Here is a 20,267-nt window from a genome sequence, read left to right as displayed (position 1 = left end):
GAAAGATAGAAAGGAGGCCTTCATGTTTGCACAATTGGATACAAAATCCGTCTATAGTTTCATGGATAGTGTCGTAGATTTGAACAGCTACGTTGCGCGTGCCAAAGAGCTTGGCTATCAAGCCCTTGGTTTGATGGATCGTGATAATCTTTATGCTGCTTATCATTTTGCCCAGCTTGCAAGTGGAAACGGTTTACGTCCTTTGATTGGTATGGAAGCTAATCTATTTTACGAGGGTAGAAAAATTCCTTTTCGCCTGTTAGCTAAAAATAATCAGGGCTATAAAAATTTGATGAAGTTGGCAACAGAACTCTCCTCAGGACAGCGTGAATTTACAGCTTTTTCGGACTATCTAAATGCTATTGCCCTCATCCTTCCGAGTGAAGACTGGGAGCCAGGGATGACTCTTGGTTCAGAGGTTTTCATTGGGGTAAGACCAGAAGATGCTGGCAAAGAGTTTGATTATCCTGTAGTTCCCTTACATACAGTGCGTTATTTTGAGAATGCAGATCGCTCGACGATTCAGATGTTGCATGCCATCTCACAAAACGTTTCCCTGTCAGAGGCCTCTATTTGCCCTATGAATCAGCTTCTTTTTTCGCCTCAAGAAATGGAAAGTGCCTATAGTGATATCCCAGAGGCTTTGAACAATTTGGAGCTACTTGTTTCAGACATTACTTATCAATTTGATACGGATTTGAAGCTTCCACGTTTTAATCGAGATATGCCTGCTGTTGACCAATTACGTCAATTAGCTCAATCTGGATTGGAGTCTAAAAAGTTAACCTCAGCAGTTTATCAGGAACGTTTAGACAAAGAATTGTCTATCATTCATCAGATGGGCTTTGATGATTATTTCTTGATTGTCTGGGACTTATTACGCTTTGGGCGTAGCCGTGGTTATTATATGGGAATGGGACGTGGATCTGCTGCAGGAAGCTTGGTGGCCTATGTCCTTGATATTACTGGAATTGATCCCGTTAAAAATGACTTGCTTTTCGAGCGTTTCCTAAATGAAGAGCGTTATAGCATGCCTGATATTGATATCGACTTGCCTGATATCTATCGAAGCGAGTTTCTTCATTATGTTAGGGACCGTTATGGTAGTAAGCACTCTGCTCAGATTGTTACCTTTTCAACCTTTGGAGCCAAGCAGGCTATTCGAGATGTTTTTAAACGTTTTGGTGCTAAGGAATTTGAACTGTCCCAACTAAGTAAAAAGATTTCTTTTCGTGATAATTTGACCTCTGTCTATGAGAAGAATATGTCATTCAGACAGCTGATTAATCAGAGACAGGAATTTCAGAGGGCTTTTGAGATTGCTAAGGCTATTGAAGGCCAGCCAAGACAGACCTCAATCCATGCTGCTGGTATAGTGATGAGTGATGACGACCTGACCAACCATATTCCGCTAAAAGCTGGTGATGATATGATGGTTACTCAGTACGATGCCTCCGCAGTCGAGGCCAATGGCTTGCTTAAGATGGATTTCTTGGGCCTCCGTAATCTGACCTTCGTTCAAAAAATGAAGGAAAAGCTAGAAGAAGAGCAGGGCATCACTATTGATATCAAATCCATTGACTTGGAAGATTCACAGACCCTAGCACTTTTTGCCAAGGGTAAAACTAAGGGGATTTTTCAGTTTGAGCAGGCAGGTGCTATAAACCTTCTCAAACGGATTAAACCGGCTAAGTTCGAAGAAGTCGTAGCGACAACCTCACTTAACCGTCCTGGAGCTAGCGATTATACAGATAATTTCATTGCTCGTAAGTATGGTAAGGAAAAAGTAGATCTCATTGATCTAGTAGTTGCGCCAATCCTTGAGCCTACTTATGGCATCATGCTCTATCAGGAACAGGTTATGCAGATTGCCCAAGTATTTGCGGGCTTTACACTCGGAAAAGCCGATTTGCTTCGTCGAGCGATGTCTAAAAAAGATGCCAATGAAATGTCCAAGATGTCCAAGGAGTTCATGGAAGGAAGTCGTCAGTTAGGACGTGACCCTCAGATTGCTGAACGACTCTTTAGTATGATGGCTAAGTTTGCAGGTTATGGTTTTAATAGAAGTCATGCCTATGCCTACTCAGCTTTAGCCTTTCAGTTAGCCTATTTCAAAACGCACTACCCACAGATATTCTATGACGTCATGTTAAATTATTCGTCAAGTGATTACATTAAGGATGCAATTGAAAATGGCTTCTCCCTAGCTAGCCTCGATATTAATAGGATTCCCTATCTGGACAAGATTTCAGATGGCAAGATCGTATTAGGCCTTAAGACTATCAAAGGCTTGCCAAGAGATTTTGCCCTTTGGATTATTGAGGATCGTAAGCAAAATGGAAAGTATATTTCTATAGAAGATTTCTTGACGCGTATTCCAAGCAAATATCAGAAAGTCGATATTTTGACACCTCTTATCCAGATTGGTTTGTTTGATATTTTTGAACCAAACCGTCAGAAAATCATTGGCAATTTAAACAACCTCTTTACTTTTGTCAATGAGTTAGGAAGTTTGTTTGCAGAGTCCTCTTATTCTTGGGTTGATTATGAAGACTATAGCCAGACGGATCGTTATAATTTAGAACAGGAGTTACTAGGAGTTGGGCTTAGCCCCCATCCTCTACACCTAGCTCAAAAAATGGCCTCTCGTCCCTATCAAGCAATTTCTGATTTGACTGTTAATACTAAGGCGACGGTGTTGGTTCAGCTAGAGTCCGTTCGAATTATCAGAACTAAAAAAGGTGATCAGATGGCCTTTCTGAACGTCACTGATGGGATCAATAAACTTGATGTTACCCTATTCCCAGAAACTTATTTCTATCATAAGGATAAGTTGAGTGAAGGTGGTCTCTTCTATCTTGATGGGCGGACCCAGGAGCGTGATGGACGCATTCAATTAATTTTGTCCAACATGGAGGAAGCTAGTACGGAGCGTTTCTGGATTCTACTTGAGAATCATGATAAGGACTTAGAAGTTTCTCAAATCTTAGCTAAGTATCCTGGAAACATCCCTGTCATTATTCGTTATCAAGGAAGTAAGGAAACCATCGTTAGTCAAAGATATAGAGTAGCCAAGAACGAGGAACTTAATCAGGAATTAGCACCTTATGTGTTGAAAACGGTTTTACGATAAAAAAAAAACAATAAATCTTTTCAAATTTAAAGCCATTTAGAATTCTTTGTGTTATAATGAAAATGTTAAATATATAAAAGGAGTATCAGGAATAATGAAACGTATTGCTGTTTTGACTAGTGGTGGAGATGCCCCTGGTATGAACGCTGCCGCTCGTGCAGTTGTTCTCAAAGCAATTTCTGAAGGAATCGAAGTATTCGGCATTAACCGTGGATACGCTGGTATGGTTGAAGGAGATATCTTCCAACTTGATGCCAAAGGCGTAGACAACATCCTCAGCCGTGGTGGTACTTTCCTTCAGTCTGCTCGCTATCCTGAGTTTGCCCAACTTGAGGGTCAACTTAAAGGTATTGAGCAACTTAAAAAACATGGAATCGAAGGTGTAGTAGTTATTGGTGGAGATGGTTCTTACCATGGTGCTATGCGTTTGACTGAACATGGTTTCCCAGCTGTTGGTCTTCCAGGAACTATCGATAACGATATCGTTGGTACAGACTATACAATTGGTTTTGATACTGCTGTTGCAACTGCAACAGAAGCTATCGATAAGATTCAAGACACTGCTTTCAGTCACGGACGTACTTTTGTCGTTGAAGTTATGGGACGTAACGCTGGTGATATCGCTCTTTGGGCTGGTATTGCTTCTGGTGCAGACCAAATTATCGTACCTGAAGAAGAGTACGACATCAACGAAGTTGTCCGTAAAGTTAAAGAAGGTTACGAATCAGGTGCTAAAACTCACCACGTAATCGTACTTGCTGAAGGTGTTATGGGTGCTGAAGAATTTGCAGCTAAAATGAAAGAAGCTGGAGATACTTCAGATCTTCGTGCAACAAACATTGGACACGTGGTTCGTGGTGGTTCACCAACTGCGCGTGACCGTGTTCTTGCTTCATGGATGGGTGCACATGCGGTTGACCTCCTTAAACAAGGTATTGGTGGTGTAGCTGTTGGTATCCACAATGAAGAGCTTGTTGAAAGCCCAATCCTTGGTACAGCAGAAGAAGGCGCTTTGTTCAGTCTTACTGAAGACGGTAAAATTATCGTTAATAATCCACACAGAGCTCGTCTTGACTTTGCAGATCTTAACCGTTCATTGTCTAACTTGAGCTAATCTCAGTTACTTAAATTATTGTTAATCCGTCGCTAAGGCGACAAAAAATATAAGGGAGTTTTTATTTATCATGAATAAACGTGTAAAAATCGTTGCAACACTTGGTCCTGCGGTTGAAATCCGTGGCGGCAAAAAATTTGGTGAAGATGGTTACTGGGGTGAAAAACTTGACCGCGAAGCATCTGCTAAAAACATTGCTCAATTGATCAAGGAAGGTGCCAACGTTTTCCGTTTCAACTTCTCACATGGTGACCACGCTGAACAAGGTGAACGTATGGATGTCGTTCGTATGGCAGAAGACCTTGCTGGTCAAAAAGTAGGTTTCCTTCTTGATACAAAAGGACCTGAAATCCGTACTGAATTGTTCGAAGGTGATGCTAAAGAGTATGCATACAAAACGGGTGAACAAATTCGTGTTGCTACTAAACAAGGTATCAAATCAACTCGCGACGTTATCGCTTTGAACGTTGCAGGTGCACTTGACGTTTTTGACGATGTAGAAGTTGGTAAACAAGTTCTTGTCGATGATGGTAAACTTGGTCTTCGTGTTGTGGACAAAGATGCTGAAAAACGTGAATTCATCGTTGAAGTTGAAAATGATGGTATCATCGCTAAACAAAAAGGTGTAAACATCCCTTACACTAAAATTCCTTTCCCAGCACTTGCTGAACGTGATAACGCTGATATCCGTTTTGGTCTTGAACAAGGTCTTAACTTTATCGCTATCTCATTCGTACGTACTGCAAAAGACGTACAAGAAGTTCGTGCTATCTGTGAAGAAACTGGTAACGGTCACGTTCAATTGTTGGCTAAAATCGAAAACCAACAAGGTATCGACAACATCGATGAAATTATCGAAGCTGCTGACGGTATCATGATTGCTCGTGGTGATATGGGTATCGAAGTACCATTCGAAATGGTTCCAGTTTACCAAAAAATGATCATCACAAAAGTTAACGCTGCTGGTAAAGTTGTTGTTACAGCTACAAACATGCTTGAAACAATGACAGAAAAACCACGTGCAACTCGTTCTGAAGTATCTGACGTATTCAACGCAGTTATCGATGGTACAGATGCTACAATGCTTTCTGGTGAGTCTGCAAATGGTAAATACCCAGTTGAATCAGTTCGTACAATGGCTACAATTGATAAAAACGCTCAAACTCTTCTTAAAGAGTATGGTCGTCTTGATTCATCAACATTTGACCGTTCAACTAAGACTGAAGTAGTTGCGTCTGCAGTTAAAGATGCTACTAACTCAATGGATATCAAACTTGTTGTTGCTCTTACTGAATCAGGTAACACTGCTCGTTTGATTTCTAAATACCGTCCAGAAGCTGATATCTTGGCTGTAACATTCGATGAAATTACTCAAAAATCATTGATGCTTAACTGGGGTGTTATTCCAGTAGTTACTGAAAAACCAAGCTCAACTGATGACATGTTTGATGTTGCTGAAAAAGTTGCATTGGAATCAGGTCTTGTAGAATCTGGTGACAACATTGTTATCGTTGCTGGTGTTCCTGTAGGTACAGGTGGTACAAACACTATGCGTATCCGCACAGTAAAATAAGATTTAAAGAAAAAGCCTATCATATCAAGGTTTAAACCTTGGTAGATAGGTCTTTTTTTATTCTAAGGGGCAAGAAAGGGGCAAGTTATCAATGATTTCAACTACCTTATTCTTCATTTTGTTGGTGACGTGAGTATAAATCTTCATCGTTGTATCACTGTCATCATGCCCAACTCTATCCATGATAGCCTTTAACGGGACGCCATTCTCAGCTAGATAACTGACCAGCGTATGCCTGAAGATATGTGATGATATTGGTTTGTTAATTGGCTTATCTAGTCGCTTGTTAGCTGCTTGAATAGAGTTGTTAAATGAGTTTCGTTGAAGTGGTACGCCCTTGTCAGTCACAAAAATATAATCCCTATCCATGGTCACCCAATCGTCTGATAGCGACCTGTTTAGATCCCGAATCTGTATAGCTTCATCCAACAATTCCATCTCACGTTTAGTCAGTTTGTTGCTACGGTAGCCTGCTGGGGTCTTAGGCGGTTCTTTTTTAGCTCTCTTATAGCCCTGAACACTATCTAGAGTGCCAAAAATATCAAGATATCCATCCTCTTTTCTGTAGTTGCACGTTTCAAGGGCTACCGCTTCACCGATTCGAGCACCACTGACAAAGAGAAACTCTGCAAGGATGGCATTTCTATAAGTGCGTTTTTGCTTTCGTAATTCTGAAAGTAGCGGAAGTAGTTCAGTGTCTATCTCTAGAAACTTGTTCCTTATCTTATCGTAATCTTCCATCGTTTGCTGTTTCTTGGGAAGTTTTGCTTGCCTTGCAGGATTGCTAGGAATATAACCAACAGTGCAAGCGTAATCGAAGGTTAGGTTTAAAATAGATTTAACACGCTCAAGGATTGAACGTGGAACATCGGCATCGTTGATAAAGCGTTGGATATAGTGTGTATCAATGTTTGCTATTTTGACATCTACAGCGAAATTCTCTTCGACATACCTGACATTGCTGGTCATGGAACTAATCGAAGTCCTTCGAATGCCTTTCTTGTGAAATTCCCACCACTCGTTCAACACATCGTTAAATGATGCGTCGGTAGTGTTTAAGCCAGCCATCTTCTCAGCTATCTTATCATCAAGCAAGCGTTGAGCTTCTTTCTTTGCTCGATTTGAGCCACTATTAAGCGTTACAGATACCCGTTTCCACTTCTCAGTGTAAGTGTCCTTATATCTTTCGAAATATTTATATTTCCCGTTTGGTAATTCTTCCACCCACATTGTATTTACCTCACTTTTTTGATAAAATGGGTATAGTAAAGAGGGCTTTTTAATGCCTTTTACTATACGGGATATCCTCACACTCAAAGATGGCCGTCGGAGAGTGTGGGGATTTTTTGAGTTGTTTCCAAAATGGAAACAGTTGATTTTTTACTATTGTTCGTTGTAAAATAGTGATGAAAGGTAGGGCGATGATATGTTTTCTTTTTTTACTCACATCAATCAAGAGCGTCAAAAGATGGAGCAATCTAAAAAAGAAATGGAATTGCGCCACAATGAATTTGCTGATAGAGTCCGCATGGATATTAAAACAGGCGAGGAAGAACTCGATTTAAAAAGAGAGTGTTTTAATCAGAGCTACGGACATCTATTTAGTCCTCGAAATAAATAGCAATAGGTCTTACTAGGTGGTCATCCTTGTCTACCTTTACTAAACAGTTTGTTTTTGCTAAAATCAAATTAAGAAAGCAAAGAGGAGGAGTTGGTATGAAAAACATTCAAATCCTTTTGGGATATTTATTGTTATATTCTATTTTTTCTCTCACTCTTTTCTTTTTAGACAGGGGTATTATTTTAATAACTTTTGTAATTTTTATTCTAGTTGTAAAAATCATCCCTCACCCTGATTCTCATCGAAATCCATTTGCGTTTGGGCTACGTTTTCGTAAGAGACATTAGGAGAGTCGACAGTTATTTCAAAGGCTCTTACATTTTTTAGTAATTCTAATTCTTGACGAGTTTTTTCTATTTCTAGTTCACGCTGCATATCTTTCAGGGCAGCATCTTTTTCCATCGTTTCAACTTCTACAGTCAGTTTGCGTTCTTCCAATCTGGCTGTTTTTCTTTGCTGTAAATCCAGTTTATCGTTTAAGATTTGCTGGTTTTTATTAATCCATGAGTCCTTGTTGTCTAGCCCACTCAACTTGACTATCGTGCCAGTTTTGGCGTGCTTGTTGGTCTGCTTGTTCTCTTGCTACCTCAGGAGAATCGGAAGGTACTCCGCCATATCCAGGCGTATAGCCATATTGTTCAGTTGCTTGGTCTACTTGTGATTGCGTAGGTCCTACACCATCAATAGGCTTTTCTTGTTGAGGTTGAGAAGCTTCGGTTTGCGTCTGTTCTTGCGGTTGTTGTGGTTGTTGTGGTTGTTGTGGTTGTTCTGAACTTGAACTACTAGAAGTTTTTGAAGTCGAAGAAGAACTATGTTTACTTGGCTTTGTGGTGTGCTTTATCACTTTAACAGCTTTAGACTGTTTTGTTTCCTTTGATTCCTTCCCAGACCGTGGCACAAACATTAAGCCAAGGCAGAATAAAACAATAATTGTTAAGATATACCATTTGTATTTTTTCAAAAGTTTCATATCAATTCCTCATCATTTTTAGATACTCATTTTTTACAAAGGTCTCATCACAAATTGTGGTGAGATTATATTTTTCCATGAAGTGTATGTAATTGAAATCATCCAGATTTTCATTTTTTAGCAATTCATGGATCATATTTCTATTAGCTTGAGCTTCATATTTCTCACGCAGGCGCTCGTAGTGTTTGGGGTTGTGTTCTAGGTGCCCTAATTCGTGCAGTAAGACCTTCAAACGTCTTTCGGCAGGTAAATCCTTATTGATGTAAACCACACGGTTAACAGGGTCTAAAAAACCATCTCGTGGCCACTGGCTAGAATCGAACTCACAGATAGAGACATTGAATCGCTCAAGCAATTCTTTTTCAGTCATAGCACCTCGCACCAGTTTCTATAGAAAAAAGCAAAAAAGCCAATTCGACAAACGAACCGGCTCTTTTTAGACGTTTTGTTCCCTTACACTTGCGCACGCACAAGCCATAGGGCGCTGAACTTAATCAGTCTTCCACTAAAAATAGTTTACAAAATGTTTTACTTATTGTCAATGATTTTACAAAAAATAGTAAACATTTTAACCAGTTCTGGCGTTTTTGTGTAATCAGATGCATACCTTTGCATTCGGTCAATAAGATTTTGGATCTTTAAACCTTGATGATATTGAACCGCAGTGGAACAGTAGGCATTTGATAAGGCAATGAGTGAAAGAAGGTCATTCACTTTGCGGTATTGACGATATTTGAGAACGCCCTTTTGTCTAGCAAACGTATTAACTACGGCATTAACTCTATTCAATTTTTCGTCATCTCTGAATACATTTACCATCAGGACATTATTGTGAGCGCAAGCGTTTCTGAGATGTCTCGAGTTATCACCCAATGTCACAGCTTTTTGAAGAGAGTTGGGCCTATACTTATCAAAATAAAGTCCTACTAATTTTAACAAGCAGCCATAATCCATGTGCTCCATCAACGCCCAAATCGGGATATCAGACCCGCGTTTTAGAAACATATCCTTTTGATATCGAGATTGTCTGAACCGATTATAGGTGCTGTTATAGTATGTTGGGTAATTGACAGCGAATTCCTGAACAATTGTATAACCATCTTCATCAGGATTGTTAGTAATTAACCTAGATAACTCGACTTTTATAAAATGTTCAACATTAATAGCAATATCCAGAAGCGTGTCTCGCAAATACATATCAATTGTGGCTAGATCTACAAGATGCTGAAAATCAAGATGTTGATACTTCCCGTTTTTCTTTTTAAAATTTTTTCGAAAAGCAGAGACTTTATAGTAGTAGTTGTTCTTTTCTAAAAAAGTAATAGCTTTACCTTTCGACATAAGTTCAAAACTAACCCCATTGTTGTCAAGCAAAGTAACTAAATCTCTATAAGATTGTTTGGATTTGCGAACCATATCAATCCCCCTTGCTACTCATATAGCCGGCAATTATGCCACGAATAGCCCGCTTATCGTCATCCGTAAGCGGTTTGCCATCAAACATCATTGCATTGGCTATGATTTCATCGATGTCATGGGCGTTGGGTTGTTGTGGTTCGTCCGTAACACCCCATTCAGCGAGCGTGTCCGGTGAAATTCCCAACAAATGACAGATTTTAAAGACGTTTTCAGCTTTTGCGTTCATGATACCACGTTCTAAAATAGAGCGAACAGTAGTATAAGAGATGCCGCTTTCTGTTGCAAAAGCTCTTACATTCCCGTATTTAGCTATAATCAGTTCCTTAATTCTTTCCTCAGCCTGCATTTTTTGTAACCCTCATTTCTCTTTCTTTCTATATATTAACACAGAAAATCGTATAGGTAAATAAAAAAAAGTAAAAAAAATCGTACTTTCTTGTTGACAGTGTACGAAAATTAGTATATACTTAAATCAAGCTTAAGGAAGGAGGAAATAAATGAAAAACATCGAAGAAGTTCGTAAGAACAAAGGCGTTACATTAGTGGATATCGCAGATTTGCTCGGAGTAGGCTATCGCACAGTCCGTGACAAAATCGATGGTGTTTCAGATTTCAAATTTGGCGAAACAGTGGCTATCAAAAAGGCGTTCTTCCCAGAATATGAATTAGAATACCTATTTAGCGAACGTGTCGAAGACTAAATTTTTTTAACTTAAATATACGAAAATTCGTATATAACTTAAAAATTAAAAGGAGTAGAAAGGAACAAACATGAAGAAAATAAAAAAAGCCTTTGAAAAAATCAAAGACGTCATTGACGATTGGTTTTGGAGTGATACCGGGTTAATAATCGGTTGTACCTTTTTGGCAATCGTCGGCGCTATATCGGGTTCAATTATTGGGGTAGGGGTTTTCCTTATTATCAAACTGATTATCCACAAGTTATTTGGTTTACCCTTTACAGTTGATTAAGCCTATCACAAGTTTTATCAAATAATTAAGAAACAAGGTAAAAGATGTTCCTAGAATAGAAACTATGAATGGAAGCCATAAAGAAGTTAATAGCGTCCGTTTCATGAATGCTTTGTATTCTGGCAGATAATAAAGACCTTTCTTCGTGAGACCTACGTCGCCAGAAACGTCTTTGACGCATAAGCCTTTGTCGCAAAGCTCCTGAATAAAAATATCGTTATTATCTATTAATTCTTTATTTTCTTTGTAGTAAATTCGGCCCCGTTTGTTAGATTTCCGAATTTTAATAAATGTTTTGATTAAGCAATGCGCTTTGTTTGATAGAACTTCCACAATAAAACTCCAATTATTTTTTAAAACTATTATATCAAAAATAGAAAGAGAAAAATGAACGAAATCAAATTAACCGAAAAAGAAAACACAATCTTTCAATGGTACATGATTCGTAACAATACAGCTATGATTAACGGATTGATCGACTGGATTATAAACGAGCCACCAAAAAGAAGAATGATAACAAGTGATACAACCCACGAACGAGTTTTTCACTTAATGTACCCGTCGCTTGAGAAGCAGGTTGTTATCGGCACCGGAAAAGGCGGGTACAAGAAATGGGGCGTCAAGAAGTTTACACTAGATTTTTATGACAAAGACAATAACATAGCATACGAAATAGACGGAAAGTCCCACGAAACCGAAGTTGGAAGACTGCGAGACAAGTACAGAGACATGTTACTTAACTATTTATGCGGCATCAGAACTGTCAGATATTCAAATAAAGAAGTCGAGAATATGCTGAAAAGAAGAATTAAAGAATTAGGAGTTGAACATTTTGGAATGGACAACAAATGATTTTAATTACTCTTTAGTCGATGCAAAGACGAAAGAATTTTTGGAAGAACGTGCCAATATCATTTACGGCATCCAAAGCAAGAGTGCTTACGAGATAGGAAAACAACTTGCCAAAGCTCAAGAGGAGCTTTCCACTAGGGGTTATGGTTGTTTTGAAGAATGGTATAGAAGTTTAGGGTTTAAAAAAACCAAAGCTTATGAATATATCAATCATTACAATTTCGTTTGTTCGCAAAACGAACAAGCAAATATTGAAAAATTCGAAAGCTTACCAAAAGTGTTGCAAGCCCAAGTATCTAAACCATCCGCTAATCCAGAAGTCAATCAAGCAGTATTCAACGGGGATGTTAAAACCCACAAAGAATATAAAGAGCTTGAGCGTCGCCTAAAACTCAAAGACCAAGCACTCGAAGCGGTCAAGGGTGAGTTGGAACGTGCTAAAGCAGTCAAACCGATTGAAAAGGTAATCGAAAAGGAAATCATCCCAGACGATTACCAAGCGACACAAGATCTTAACAAGCAATTGCTAGGAAAGAACAAAGACCTATCGGACGAGCTTGATTCGGTCAAAAGAAGTTTGCGACTTAAAGAAGCGTCTTACGAAATGCTTGAGCAAGAAACCTCGGAAGCACTAGCCTTGAAAGAGTCTATCGAACACTTACGAGCGGACAAAGAAAAGCTGGAAAACAGTGTTACTAATATCTTTACACTCAGTAACCTAGTGTCAGAATTTGAAGATTTCTTTGATAGCAAGATGGCACCGCTCAGATTTAAAACCCTTATCCAAGGAATTGGCAAGGACGCCCAGATTGAAAAGCTCAGAGACATCTTGACGCTAACTGAAAACTGGTTAGACGAAATGAATAAGATTGTCCCAGAAAGCGGAAGAACAATCATAGAAGGAGAAATTATCAATGAGTAAAAAGAAAGATAAGAAAAAAGAAAATCTGCTCGCCGAAACGGTTGAAATGCAGAAAAAACAAGCCATGAACCTTGTGGCACAAAGCACCGTTAACCAACAGCTTTTGGAAGAAGTTATCGGAATCAAGGAAGAAATGGACAGAAATGTTAAGAAGACAAATCAAAAGCTCACTGACATTGAGTTGCTTGTCGAAGAAGTTAACAAGAAAGTCCATATCGACGATGGTGAAGCAAGCAAGATTAAAAGCGTGGTCTTTAGTAAAGCTGGTGTTTTCGCAGATATGTACTTCAATGAGCAGAAAACACATCCTAGCGATAATCTGTTCGCTTTGAAGAAAGGTCAGTTTATCCGCTTGATGTACTCACGTTTGAAGAAAGCTTTCAACGTGACCAAGTACACCAACATCAAGCATGTTGACGCTAAAAATGCCGTCAAATTCTTGGAAAATCTATCTTACGACGATTTCACAAAATTTGAAATTCGTGAGACACCAAAACAAAAAGAGCTTATCGCTCTTGAAAACGGATTGAAAGAAATCGGGTGACGCTTATGGAAATCACCTACAAACCAGTCGGAGTTAATGAGACGGCTGAGTGGGGAGACTACGACCACCTCATGCAGCGGTGGGAAGGTCTAGGGAAGTCGATGGCAAAAAACCTCATTCGAGAAATGAGGGATAACAAAGATTTTCAAAGATATGTGTTTAACCCCACACATAAACTGGTTTTTATCAACTATGAAGGCTTCAAATCCTTCATCGAATGGAAAACTAGAAACAGATTCAAATAACATCAATATCCCAACCGTAGCAGCGAGCTAACGAAGCAAAAAAATAATTATCCTTTTTTTAAACAATATCAACAAAAGGCCTACCAAGTGGCTAGCGGTAAGTACGTAAACATATCATTAACGATGACTCCTAAATTTAAATGCTTCGTTAGTTCGTTGGTGCGGTTGGGTAATAGAAGAAAGGAAATACAATGCAACATGAGGCCAACAAGATGGCCGTATTCACGGCAAATAACAAAAACCCCTAGCGACTTGCTAGAGGAATGGATTAAAGCTAGAGAAGCATTCTATGTCAGCGTTGAGCAAGAGCGCATATCTGCTTTAAAACGGTTGAATGAAGCTACTTATCGTGTCGAGAAAGTTGATCATTCAATTCAGCAACTCGGCTCTCGAGTTTAGAAATCTTTGCATTAAGCTTATCAACTTCTTGAAGCTTGAATGAAGTTTCAAGATCATCTGCTTGGGCTTTGAGTAATTCATCAACAAGTTTGACGATAGCATCAGAACCGCCCGCAAATTCGGTTAGTGCCTTGTCAGCTGCTTGTTTAAATGCATCGAATTGTTCGCTCATAATTCCACCTCCCTTCATTTGGGATAACTCAATTGTATCACGAAAGGAAACAAACAAATGAAAGCATCAAAACTATTTAACTGGATTTGGTCAAAAAAACAACCGCAACAAGAATACTTCTTCGAGCCAGTATGGACACCACGAGAAATCAACGACCAGAAATATGAAGCACGTCAGAGACGTGAGCGTTATCTAGCCGCTAAGTATCTTAACGATAGATAGATCATCAATCTTTCAGCGTGCAGCCATGGCCCTGCCGTGGAGTGTAATTTATACCTTTCCCCAAAAAAATCTTTACTAAATTACTTTTTTCCTAATATTCCCATTTACAGTCTAACAAAACATTGAAATATTCTGCGGTGGGGCTATGGGTGCACGTTGAAGGCACTAAAAAAAGCACAGGTAAGGGCCTGTGCAAGAAATAACATCTATAAGGAGTATACCATGAAAACACTCAACACTCAAACAGTAGCTAAACCAGGATTCACAAAAAGCAAAGCATTCGGACTTTGCGGCACGCTCGCGCTTGCCACAGCTCTATTGATTGGAGCTGGTCAAGTATCAGCGGACGAAACAACACAACCAGTGGCAGATACTCAACCAGCGGTGTCTAATGTCTATACTGCTGACAATGCGGGCAACGTAACTGTTACACCGTCAGAATCAGCTCCAGTGGTCGCTACAGAAACACCAGTAGCACCAGTGGTGGAATCAGCACCCGTTACAGAACCAGTCGCAGAAACAGCGCCAGTTGCCCAACCAATGGCAGAAACAACTACACCAGTAGAAACACCTAATACCGTTGTCACCAAAGAAGGTACAGACATCCATGTAGAAAATCCTAACGTTGCTATCGACCAATCAAACGGTGACGGTAAGTATTCTGGCTTCACAGTCGAGTACAAGGATGTAAAATTTGCCGATGATATGCCTATTAATGAGGGGGATAAAGTCACATTTGACCTTCCAAAAGAAATCACTTTCCAAACTAACTATAGCTTCGATGTGACAAATCCTGACAATGCTGTAGTTGGTAAGGCTTCTACTGATGTAGCTAGTCAAACCGTGACTGCTGTATTCAATAATTATTTTGCTAGTCATCCATTGAACAAACAAATGTCTCTTAAATTAGATGCTAAGTGGACGGATGCGGTTGAATCTGGCAAGCCTGTGACAGTCAACTTCAACGGGACAGTTGTGACTGCCAATATTGGGAAAGAGCAAGAAATTGGCTCAGACGAATTAATCTCTAAATGGGGTAGCCAAGACAAGGATGACCCAACTGTGATTGACTGGACTATTCGTGTTAACTATGCACGCCGTGTCCTAAATTATGTAACGTTGATTGACACTATGTCAGATAACCAAAAACTAGTCGATGATTACTTTGTGATGAATTATGTTGATAGCGTTGAGCCTTGGACGGATAAAGGGTCAGCAATGGAACTTATCAAGTCAATGGCTAAATCAGACCACGGGTTTGAAATTAAAATGGATCGCCTTGATCGTATGGTTTATATCTGGTACAAAACTAAACTTGTCAATGCGGTTAAAGATTCAACCAACCCAACCAACAAGGTTGAGTTGAAAGCCGAAAATGATGGTGCTACATCTTCTAGCCGTGCCGTCTTGGTCGGTGGTAAAGGTGATGCCAGTGGTGAGAATAAACCAGTTTGGGAAATTCCACACGATGCGCCAAAAGTTGACATCCCAGAATTTGAGGGCGGCATCCCTGGCATTCCGGAAGAACGTGTGAAACCAGAATATACTGAGCCAATCGGAACTGTTCCGAATGATGCACCAGTGCTAGACAAACCAGAATGGAACGGTGGCACAGTACCAAATGAAGCACCAGTTTACGACAAGCCAGAATTCCAAGGTGGTATTCCGGGTATTCCAGAAGTACGTGAGCTCCCACCATTCGAGGGCGGCGTAATTCCAAACGATGCACCAATTTTGGACTTGCCAGAACTTAAAATCCCAGAGGAACCAACTAAACCAACACCAGAAAAACCTAGCACGCCAGAAAAGACCCCTAAAACGAGCGTTGATAAAAAAGCGGCACAATCTGTCGCAGTATCTTACAACCTCGCACCAGTGAGCAAAGAGACACCAAAAACAGCCGTTTATGGTGGTACTCTACCAAGTACCGGCGAGAAAGAGGGCATCGCTAGCACTTTAGGGCTGGTAGTAATTGCAGCAGGCATCACAACTTTGGGATTGAGCTTTAAGAAATACAACGGCAAAGAAGACAAGTAATTAAATAATTAGAAGTGGTGGGAGGGTAGGCATTAAAAAAAGCACCCTTGGAAAACTCCAAAAGGTGCAACGTTCATCAAAACGATTTACTTGATTATAACACAAAAGAAAAGGAGGAACAAGTGGCAAATAGAAGGATGTTCAGTAGAGATGTCGTAATGACTGATGATTTTCTTGACTTACCTCCTACAACAAAGGCTTTATACTTCTTCTTAAACCTAGAGGCTGACGATGATGGTTTTGTCGGAAACCCTAAAACTATCATGCGATTGGTTGGCACAACGAAAGAAGACATGAAACTTCTAATCGAGGGCAACTATGTACTGTTGTTTAACAGTGGAGTGGTAGTTATAACAGATTGGACAGAACACAATTCTATTAGGAAGGATAGAAAGAAACCCACTAGATTCACAGAGGAAATGCAACAAATAGCACTGGTAGAAGGCAATAAATATCAGTGGTTGTCAGATGTGCAACCAACTGACAACCAACTGACAACCAAATGTCAGACAAATGGTTGCATAGGAGAGGATAGGATAGGGGAGGATAGGGGAGGGGAGGATAGGATAGAAGAGGATAGGGGAGGAGAGGTAAGAGAAGAAAAACAACCTACCACTACTCCCCCTCTTAATCAAGACCTTGTAAATCTTTATCAATCTTTCGAAGCTGAGATAGGCAGACCGCTATCACCACTCCAAACGCAAGACTTACAGTATATGCTAGAAGATTTTAACGCTGACGTTATTCTTGAAGCACTAAAAGAAGCAGTAAGCCAAGGTAAGGCAAACTTTGCATATATTAAGGCTATCTTAAACCGATGGAAACAAGACAACTTAATGACGGTTGAACTTGTTAGGAATAGCAAAGTAAATCATAAGGGCAAGAAACAACAAAAGAAAGAGCCACAAACTTATGAAGAATGGGTAGCTACTCGAACGGATGAAAACCCATTTTAGGAAGGGGTGATATCTATATGCTATCGCAAGCTGAAATTATAGCAAACACAAAAAGGCTAGGGGACGTTTGTCCTATTCATGGGGTACCGATGTTACAGCTTAATATCCTCGTTAAAATTGCGGGTGAAGAACAACCACGCAAACCCTCTCCAGTTTGTCCAAAGTGTGCCAAAGAGCAAAGAGACAAAAAGGAAGAAGAGATGGCAAAAGAGAGCATGAAGAGAAACCTCTATCTGAGAACGTATGACGTGCTTATGAGAGATAGCACTATTCCCGAAGAGCTAAAGTCAGCATCTTTTGATAACTTCATCGCTAGAACGCAAGAGGAAAAGAATCTGCTAGATTTCGTGAAGAGACAAACGCAGAAATATCTTGGTGGCGCAGGCGGGAACACCTTGCTAACGGGAACTACTGGAATCGGTAAAACTCACTTGACTATTGCAATGGCTAAAACGCTGAATGAGACTTTCAAGGAAAGAGGAACACCAAAAAGTGTGCTATTCGTGAATTTGACCGAAATATTACGGAAAGTCCGAGAGAGCTTTAAGTTTGAGAGCAAAGAGGGTTACTATTCAAGACTGTTGATGAAGGTTGATTATCTCATCCTGGACGATCTAGGCGTTAAACAAAGTGATTCAGGGCGCTCTAAGTCAGCGTGGGAAGAAGAATTTATCTTTGACGTGCTCAGTCATCGCAAGAATACGATTATCTCAACCAACTTAAGCAATGATGAAATTGCAAACCTTTACAGCGAACGTGTCGCAAGCCGCATTCGGACAGGACTGGAAGGGAATGTATTTAAAGCACTCAACATCAAAGATAAGCGCTATACACTCAATCAGCTAAAACAGCTAGAAGGATGATGCTATGACGGAAGAAGAAGTAAAACTAAAGCTCTTTGAAGACTACGAGCGCATTCATGGCCTTGTATTCTCACAAGAGCACAAACAGAAAATGATGGACGAGCTAGATTTATACTCGTTTATCAGCAAGATCAACGAATATTTGGCGTTTGCTAAAAAACCACTGTTGATTTTTTAGCACGCTAGGGAAAGAAGAAAGAAAATGGCTTATTTACCAGAAGAACGAGAAACAGTTGTACGATATGACGAATTAGAAAAATCTTGGTACTTTGAAACAAGTGTACGCAGACATATTACCAAGATTGAAAAACGTTTAGAGCTCTATGAAATTTTTTCGGAGGAATTAGACGATAGAGGTCGCAGAATTTACATTCACGCAAAATTGAAAGAAGGTACAGTCAGCCCATTCGCTAGACCGCCAAGAAAAAAACAACCGTAAAATCAATTTTAAGGTGCGAGAGGGTATCAAGAAAGCACTTCTGAGAAGAAGAAGCACCTTGCCGGTATAAATATACCTTGGACAAAAAAATGAAAGTTCAAAAACACGCAAGAAAGCACTTTTACAAAAAAATGAAAGAGAGAACAACATGACAAACCAACTAGCACACAAAGATTTTTTCAACACGCCAGCAGTCAAACAAAAATTCCAAGAGGTGTTGAACGGGAATGAACGACAATTCACGGCAAGCTTGCTATCAATCGTGAACAACAACAATCTATTAGCACGGGCAAGCAACACTTCGATTATGACAGCGGCAATGAAAGCAGCGGTATTAAACCTGCCTATCGAACCAAGTTTAGGATTTGCTTACATTGTGCCTTACAAGCAAGATGCACAGTTTCAACTTGGCTATAAAGGGCTTATCCAGTTAGCTATCCGCTCCGGTCAGTTTAAGGCTATTAATTCTGGCAAGGTCTACAAAGCACAATTTAAATCGTATGACCCATTATTTGAAACATTGGACATTGATTTCACCCAACCAGAAGACGAAGTGTATGGCTATTTTGCCACTTTCGAGCTTGTAAATGGCTTTAAAAAGTTGACATTCTGGACGAAGGAACAAGCAGAATCGCACGGGAAACGTTTCTCAAAAACTTATGCAAGAGGCCCTTGGTCTACAGACTTCGATGCAATGGCACAAAAAACCGTGCTTAAAAGTATTTTGAGCAAGTATGCCCCACTTTCAACCGAAATGCAAGAAGGACTTATCTCAGACAATCAAACTGAGGAAGTTAAATCTGATCCTATCGATGTTACACCAAAAAACGAGGACACCCAAACGCTTCTAGGCGACCTTATGAGCGATGAAGCTGAATCTGAAACAGAAAAAAGTGTAGATTCTGAAACTGGTGAAATCATCGAAGAAGTCAGCTTGTTTGAAGGTGATTCAACCAAAATCAAAGAGGTAGGAAATGACTGAACTAACAATCTTGACGGATGATAATTATTATTCTGACAAAACCTATATGTCTGTAAGCCGTTTCAAGGAATACATGAAATGTGAAGCTAGAGCTAAAGCCATTGATGACGGGACATGGGATGATGAACGAGATCAAAAGCCATTGCTATTCGGAAATTACGTTCATAGCTACTTCGAGAGCGAAGAAGCTCATGAGAAATTTAAAGAGGATAACAAAAAGGCTTTGTTCTCTAGTCGCAAACCTTACGGATTGCTATCTGATTTCAAACTAGCTGAAAAAGTCATCGAAACACTCAAAAATGACACGCTTTTCAACAATCTGTATCACGGGAAAAAAGGCGATAAGGTTGAAAAAGAAAAGATCGTGACTGGTTTTATCGGTGGCGTGCCATTCAAGGGGAAGTTGGATAGTATCAACTTTTCAAAAGGCTATGTGGTCGATTTAAAAACTATGAAATCTATCTGGACTAAGGAATGGTCAGAGGAATTGCGAACTAAAGTACCAACGGCAGTCAATAACATTCTAGGGTTTCAATATCATGTCCAACTAGGGACTTATTTAGAATTGCTACGACAAATGGATTATCCAACATTCAAGCCGTTTATCGTGGCCGTATCGAAAGAGAAACAGCCAGATAAGGAAATTATTGAATTGACTGAAGAATGGCTGGAAGAAGGGCTTAAATACATTACAGAGCACGCCCCTAGAGTGTATCAAGTATCGCTTGGAAACGAAGAAGCTAAGAAGTGTGGGCATTGTGATTATTGCAAGTCACAAAAAAAGCTACATGAAATTTTGACGCTAGATGATTTTTTAAGCCGTGAATAGGGA

General features: G+C 39.8%; 25 protein-coding genes. 18 read left to right on the top strand and 7 right to left on the bottom strand.

Annotation, left to right across the window (positions count from 1 at the left end; all coding sequences use genetic code 11):
• Positions 1-22: 22 nt before the first annotated feature.
• The 3 genes from NST80_RS06060 (at position 23) to pyk (ending at position 5,820) form a co-directional block, all read left to right on the top strand.
• Positions 23-3,133: a DNA polymerase III subunit alpha gene (locus NST80_RS06060; protein ID WP_118171969.1), complete on the top strand. Its 3,111-nt coding sequence runs from the start codon at positions 23-25 to the stop codon at positions 3,131-3,133.
• 94 nt (positions 3,134-3,227) lie between these two features.
• Positions 3,228-4,247, top strand: a complete 1,020-nt coding sequence (gene pfkA / locus NST80_RS06055; protein ID WP_049528851.1) for a 6-phosphofructokinase — start codon at positions 3,228-3,230, stop codon at positions 4,245-4,247.
• 70 nt (positions 4,248-4,317) lie between these two features.
• The gene (gene pyk / locus NST80_RS06050; protein ID WP_004182640.1) at positions 4,318-5,820 is read left to right on the top strand and encodes a pyruvate kinase; all 1,503 of its coding nucleotides are present in this window, start codon (positions 4,318-4,320) and stop codon (positions 5,818-5,820) included.
• A gap of 57 nt (positions 5,821-5,877) precedes the next feature.
• Here pyk and NST80_RS06045 read toward each other — a convergent pair whose 3' ends face one another.
• Positions 5,878-7,050, bottom strand: coding sequence for a site-specific integrase (locus tag NST80_RS06045; RefSeq protein WP_342504571.1), 1,173 nt, complete (start codon positions 7,048-7,050; stop codon positions 5,878-5,880).
• A gap of 196 nt (positions 7,051-7,246) precedes the next feature.
• Between NST80_RS06045 and NST80_RS06040 the strand changes: the two genes are divergently transcribed.
• A complete protein-coding gene (locus tag NST80_RS06040; RefSeq protein ID WP_155214047.1) occupies positions 7,247-7,441 on the top strand; it encodes a hypothetical protein in 195 nt (64 codons plus the stop codon).
• 219 nt (positions 7,442-7,660) lie between these two features.
• On the opposite strand, the gene NST80_RS06035 is transcribed toward NST80_RS06040, so the two are convergent.
• The 5 genes from NST80_RS06035 to NST80_RS06015 all read right to left on the bottom strand — a co-directional run bounded on the left by NST80_RS06035 (position 7,661) and on the right by NST80_RS06015 (position 10,176).
• A complete protein-coding gene (locus NST80_RS06035) occupies positions 7,661-7,879 on the bottom strand; it encodes a hypothetical protein (protein WP_155214048.1) in 219 nt (72 codons plus the stop codon).
• 58 nt (positions 7,880-7,937) lie between these two features.
• Positions 7,938-8,411, bottom strand: a complete 474-nt coding sequence (locus tag NST80_RS06030) for a hypothetical protein (protein ID WP_118171971.1) — start codon at positions 8,409-8,411, stop codon at positions 7,938-7,940.
• 1 nt (position 8,412) lies between these two features.
• Complete coding sequence (locus NST80_RS06025) at positions 8,413-8,781, bottom strand: ImmA/IrrE family metallo-endopeptidase (RefSeq protein WP_118171972.1); 369 nt, start codon at positions 8,779-8,781, stop codon at positions 8,413-8,415.
• Between the two features lie 158 nt (positions 8,782-8,939).
• Positions 8,940-9,827, bottom strand: coding sequence for an Abi family protein (locus NST80_RS06020; RefSeq protein WP_342504570.1), 888 nt, complete (start codon positions 9,825-9,827; stop codon positions 8,940-8,942).
• A gap of 1 nt (position 9,828) precedes the next feature.
• Positions 9,829-10,176 carry a helix-turn-helix transcriptional regulator gene (locus NST80_RS06015; protein ID WP_342504569.1) on the bottom strand — a complete coding sequence of 116 codons (348 nt, stop codon included), beginning with the start codon at positions 10,174-10,176 and terminating at the stop codon, positions 9,829-9,831.
• 151 nt (positions 10,177-10,327) lie between these two features.
• Here NST80_RS06015 and NST80_RS06010 point away from each other — a divergent pair, with 151 nt between their 5' ends.
• From NST80_RS06010 to NST80_RS05985, 6 genes are all read left to right on the top strand, one after another.
• Complete coding sequence (locus NST80_RS06010; RefSeq protein ID WP_195310515.1) at positions 10,328-10,531, top strand: XRE family transcriptional regulator; 204 nt, start codon at positions 10,328-10,330, stop codon at positions 10,529-10,531.
• Positions 10,532-10,601: 70 nt separating this feature from the next.
• A complete protein-coding gene (locus tag NST80_RS06005) occupies positions 10,602-10,802 on the top strand; it encodes a hypothetical protein (protein WP_342504568.1) in 201 nt (66 codons plus the stop codon).
• 387 nt (positions 10,803-11,189) lie between these two features.
• Complete coding sequence (locus NST80_RS06000; RefSeq protein WP_342504567.1) at positions 11,190-11,654, top strand: DUF559 domain-containing protein; 465 nt, start codon at positions 11,190-11,192, stop codon at positions 11,652-11,654.
• Positions 11,635-12,576, top strand: coding sequence for a hypothetical protein (locus NST80_RS05995; RefSeq protein WP_342504566.1), 942 nt, complete (start codon positions 11,635-11,637; stop codon positions 12,574-12,576). Before NST80_RS06000 ends, NST80_RS05995 begins: the two co-directional genes overlap by 20 nt.
• A complete protein-coding gene (locus tag NST80_RS05990) occupies positions 12,569-13,120 on the top strand; it encodes an ORF6C domain-containing protein (protein ID WP_342504565.1) in 552 nt (183 codons plus the stop codon). The genes NST80_RS05995 and NST80_RS05990 overlap by 8 nt, the downstream gene beginning before the upstream one ends.
• A 5-nt stretch (positions 13,121-13,125) precedes the next feature.
• Positions 13,126-13,365 (top strand): excisionase, encoded by a 240-nt coding sequence (locus NST80_RS05985; protein WP_252307175.1) that lies wholly within the window; start codon positions 13,126-13,128, stop codon positions 13,363-13,365.
• Between the two features lie 340 nt (positions 13,366-13,705).
• On the opposite strand, the gene NST80_RS05980 is transcribed toward NST80_RS05985, so the two are convergent.
• Positions 13,706-13,936, bottom strand: coding sequence for a hypothetical protein (locus NST80_RS05980; protein ID WP_215644255.1), 231 nt, complete (start codon positions 13,934-13,936; stop codon positions 13,706-13,708).
• A 57-nt stretch (positions 13,937-13,993) separates the two neighbouring features.
• On the opposite strand from NST80_RS05980, the gene NST80_RS05975 reads away from it, so the two are divergent.
• From NST80_RS05975 to NST80_RS05940, 8 genes are all read left to right on the top strand, one after another.
• Positions 13,994-14,158, top strand: a complete 165-nt coding sequence (locus NST80_RS05975; protein WP_215644256.1) for a hypothetical protein — start codon at positions 13,994-13,996, stop codon at positions 14,156-14,158.
• Positions 14,159-14,380: 222 nt separating this feature from the next.
• Positions 14,381-16,195, top strand: a complete 1,815-nt coding sequence (locus NST80_RS05970) for an SIALI-17 repeat-containing surface protein (protein ID WP_342504564.1) — start codon at positions 14,381-14,383, stop codon at positions 16,193-16,195.
• A 122-nt stretch (positions 16,196-16,317) separates the two neighbouring features.
• Entirely contained in the window at positions 16,318-17,151 is an 834-nt protein-coding gene (locus NST80_RS05965) for a DnaD domain protein (RefSeq protein ID WP_342504563.1), read from the top strand.
• Positions 17,152-17,168: 17 nt separating this feature from the next.
• Positions 17,169-18,014 carry an ATP-binding protein gene (locus NST80_RS05960; protein ID WP_342504562.1) on the top strand — a complete coding sequence of 282 codons (846 nt, stop codon included), beginning with the start codon at positions 17,169-17,171 and terminating at the stop codon, positions 18,012-18,014.
• A 4-nt stretch (positions 18,015-18,018) separates the two neighbouring features.
• Positions 18,019-18,192, top strand: a complete 174-nt coding sequence (locus tag NST80_RS05955) for a hypothetical protein (protein ID WP_342504561.1) — start codon at positions 18,019-18,021, stop codon at positions 18,190-18,192.
• Between the two features lie 24 nt (positions 18,193-18,216).
• Positions 18,217-18,453 carry a hypothetical protein gene (locus tag NST80_RS05950; RefSeq protein WP_342504560.1) on the top strand — a complete coding sequence of 79 codons (237 nt, stop codon included), beginning with the start codon at positions 18,217-18,219 and terminating at the stop codon, positions 18,451-18,453.
• 70 nt (positions 18,454-18,523) lie between these two features.
• Positions 18,524-19,435, top strand: coding sequence for a recombinase RecT (locus tag NST80_RS05945; RefSeq protein WP_342504656.1), 912 nt, complete (start codon positions 18,524-18,526; stop codon positions 19,433-19,435).
• Positions 19,428-20,264: a PD-(D/E)XK nuclease-like domain-containing protein gene (locus NST80_RS05940; protein ID WP_342504559.1), complete on the top strand. Its 837-nt coding sequence runs from the start codon at positions 19,428-19,430 to the stop codon at positions 20,262-20,264. Before NST80_RS05945 ends, NST80_RS05940 begins: the two co-directional genes overlap by 8 nt.
• Positions 20,265-20,267 lie beyond the last annotated feature (3 nt).

This window comes from Streptococcus sp. FSL K6-1323 (genome assembly GCF_038630745.1).
Lineage (GTDB): Bacteria > Bacillota > Bacilli > Lactobacillales > Streptococcaceae > Streptococcus > Streptococcus salivarius_D.
The sequence above is the reverse complement of the archived record's forward strand: the minus strand, read 5'-3'. Positions and strand labels throughout refer to the sequence as shown.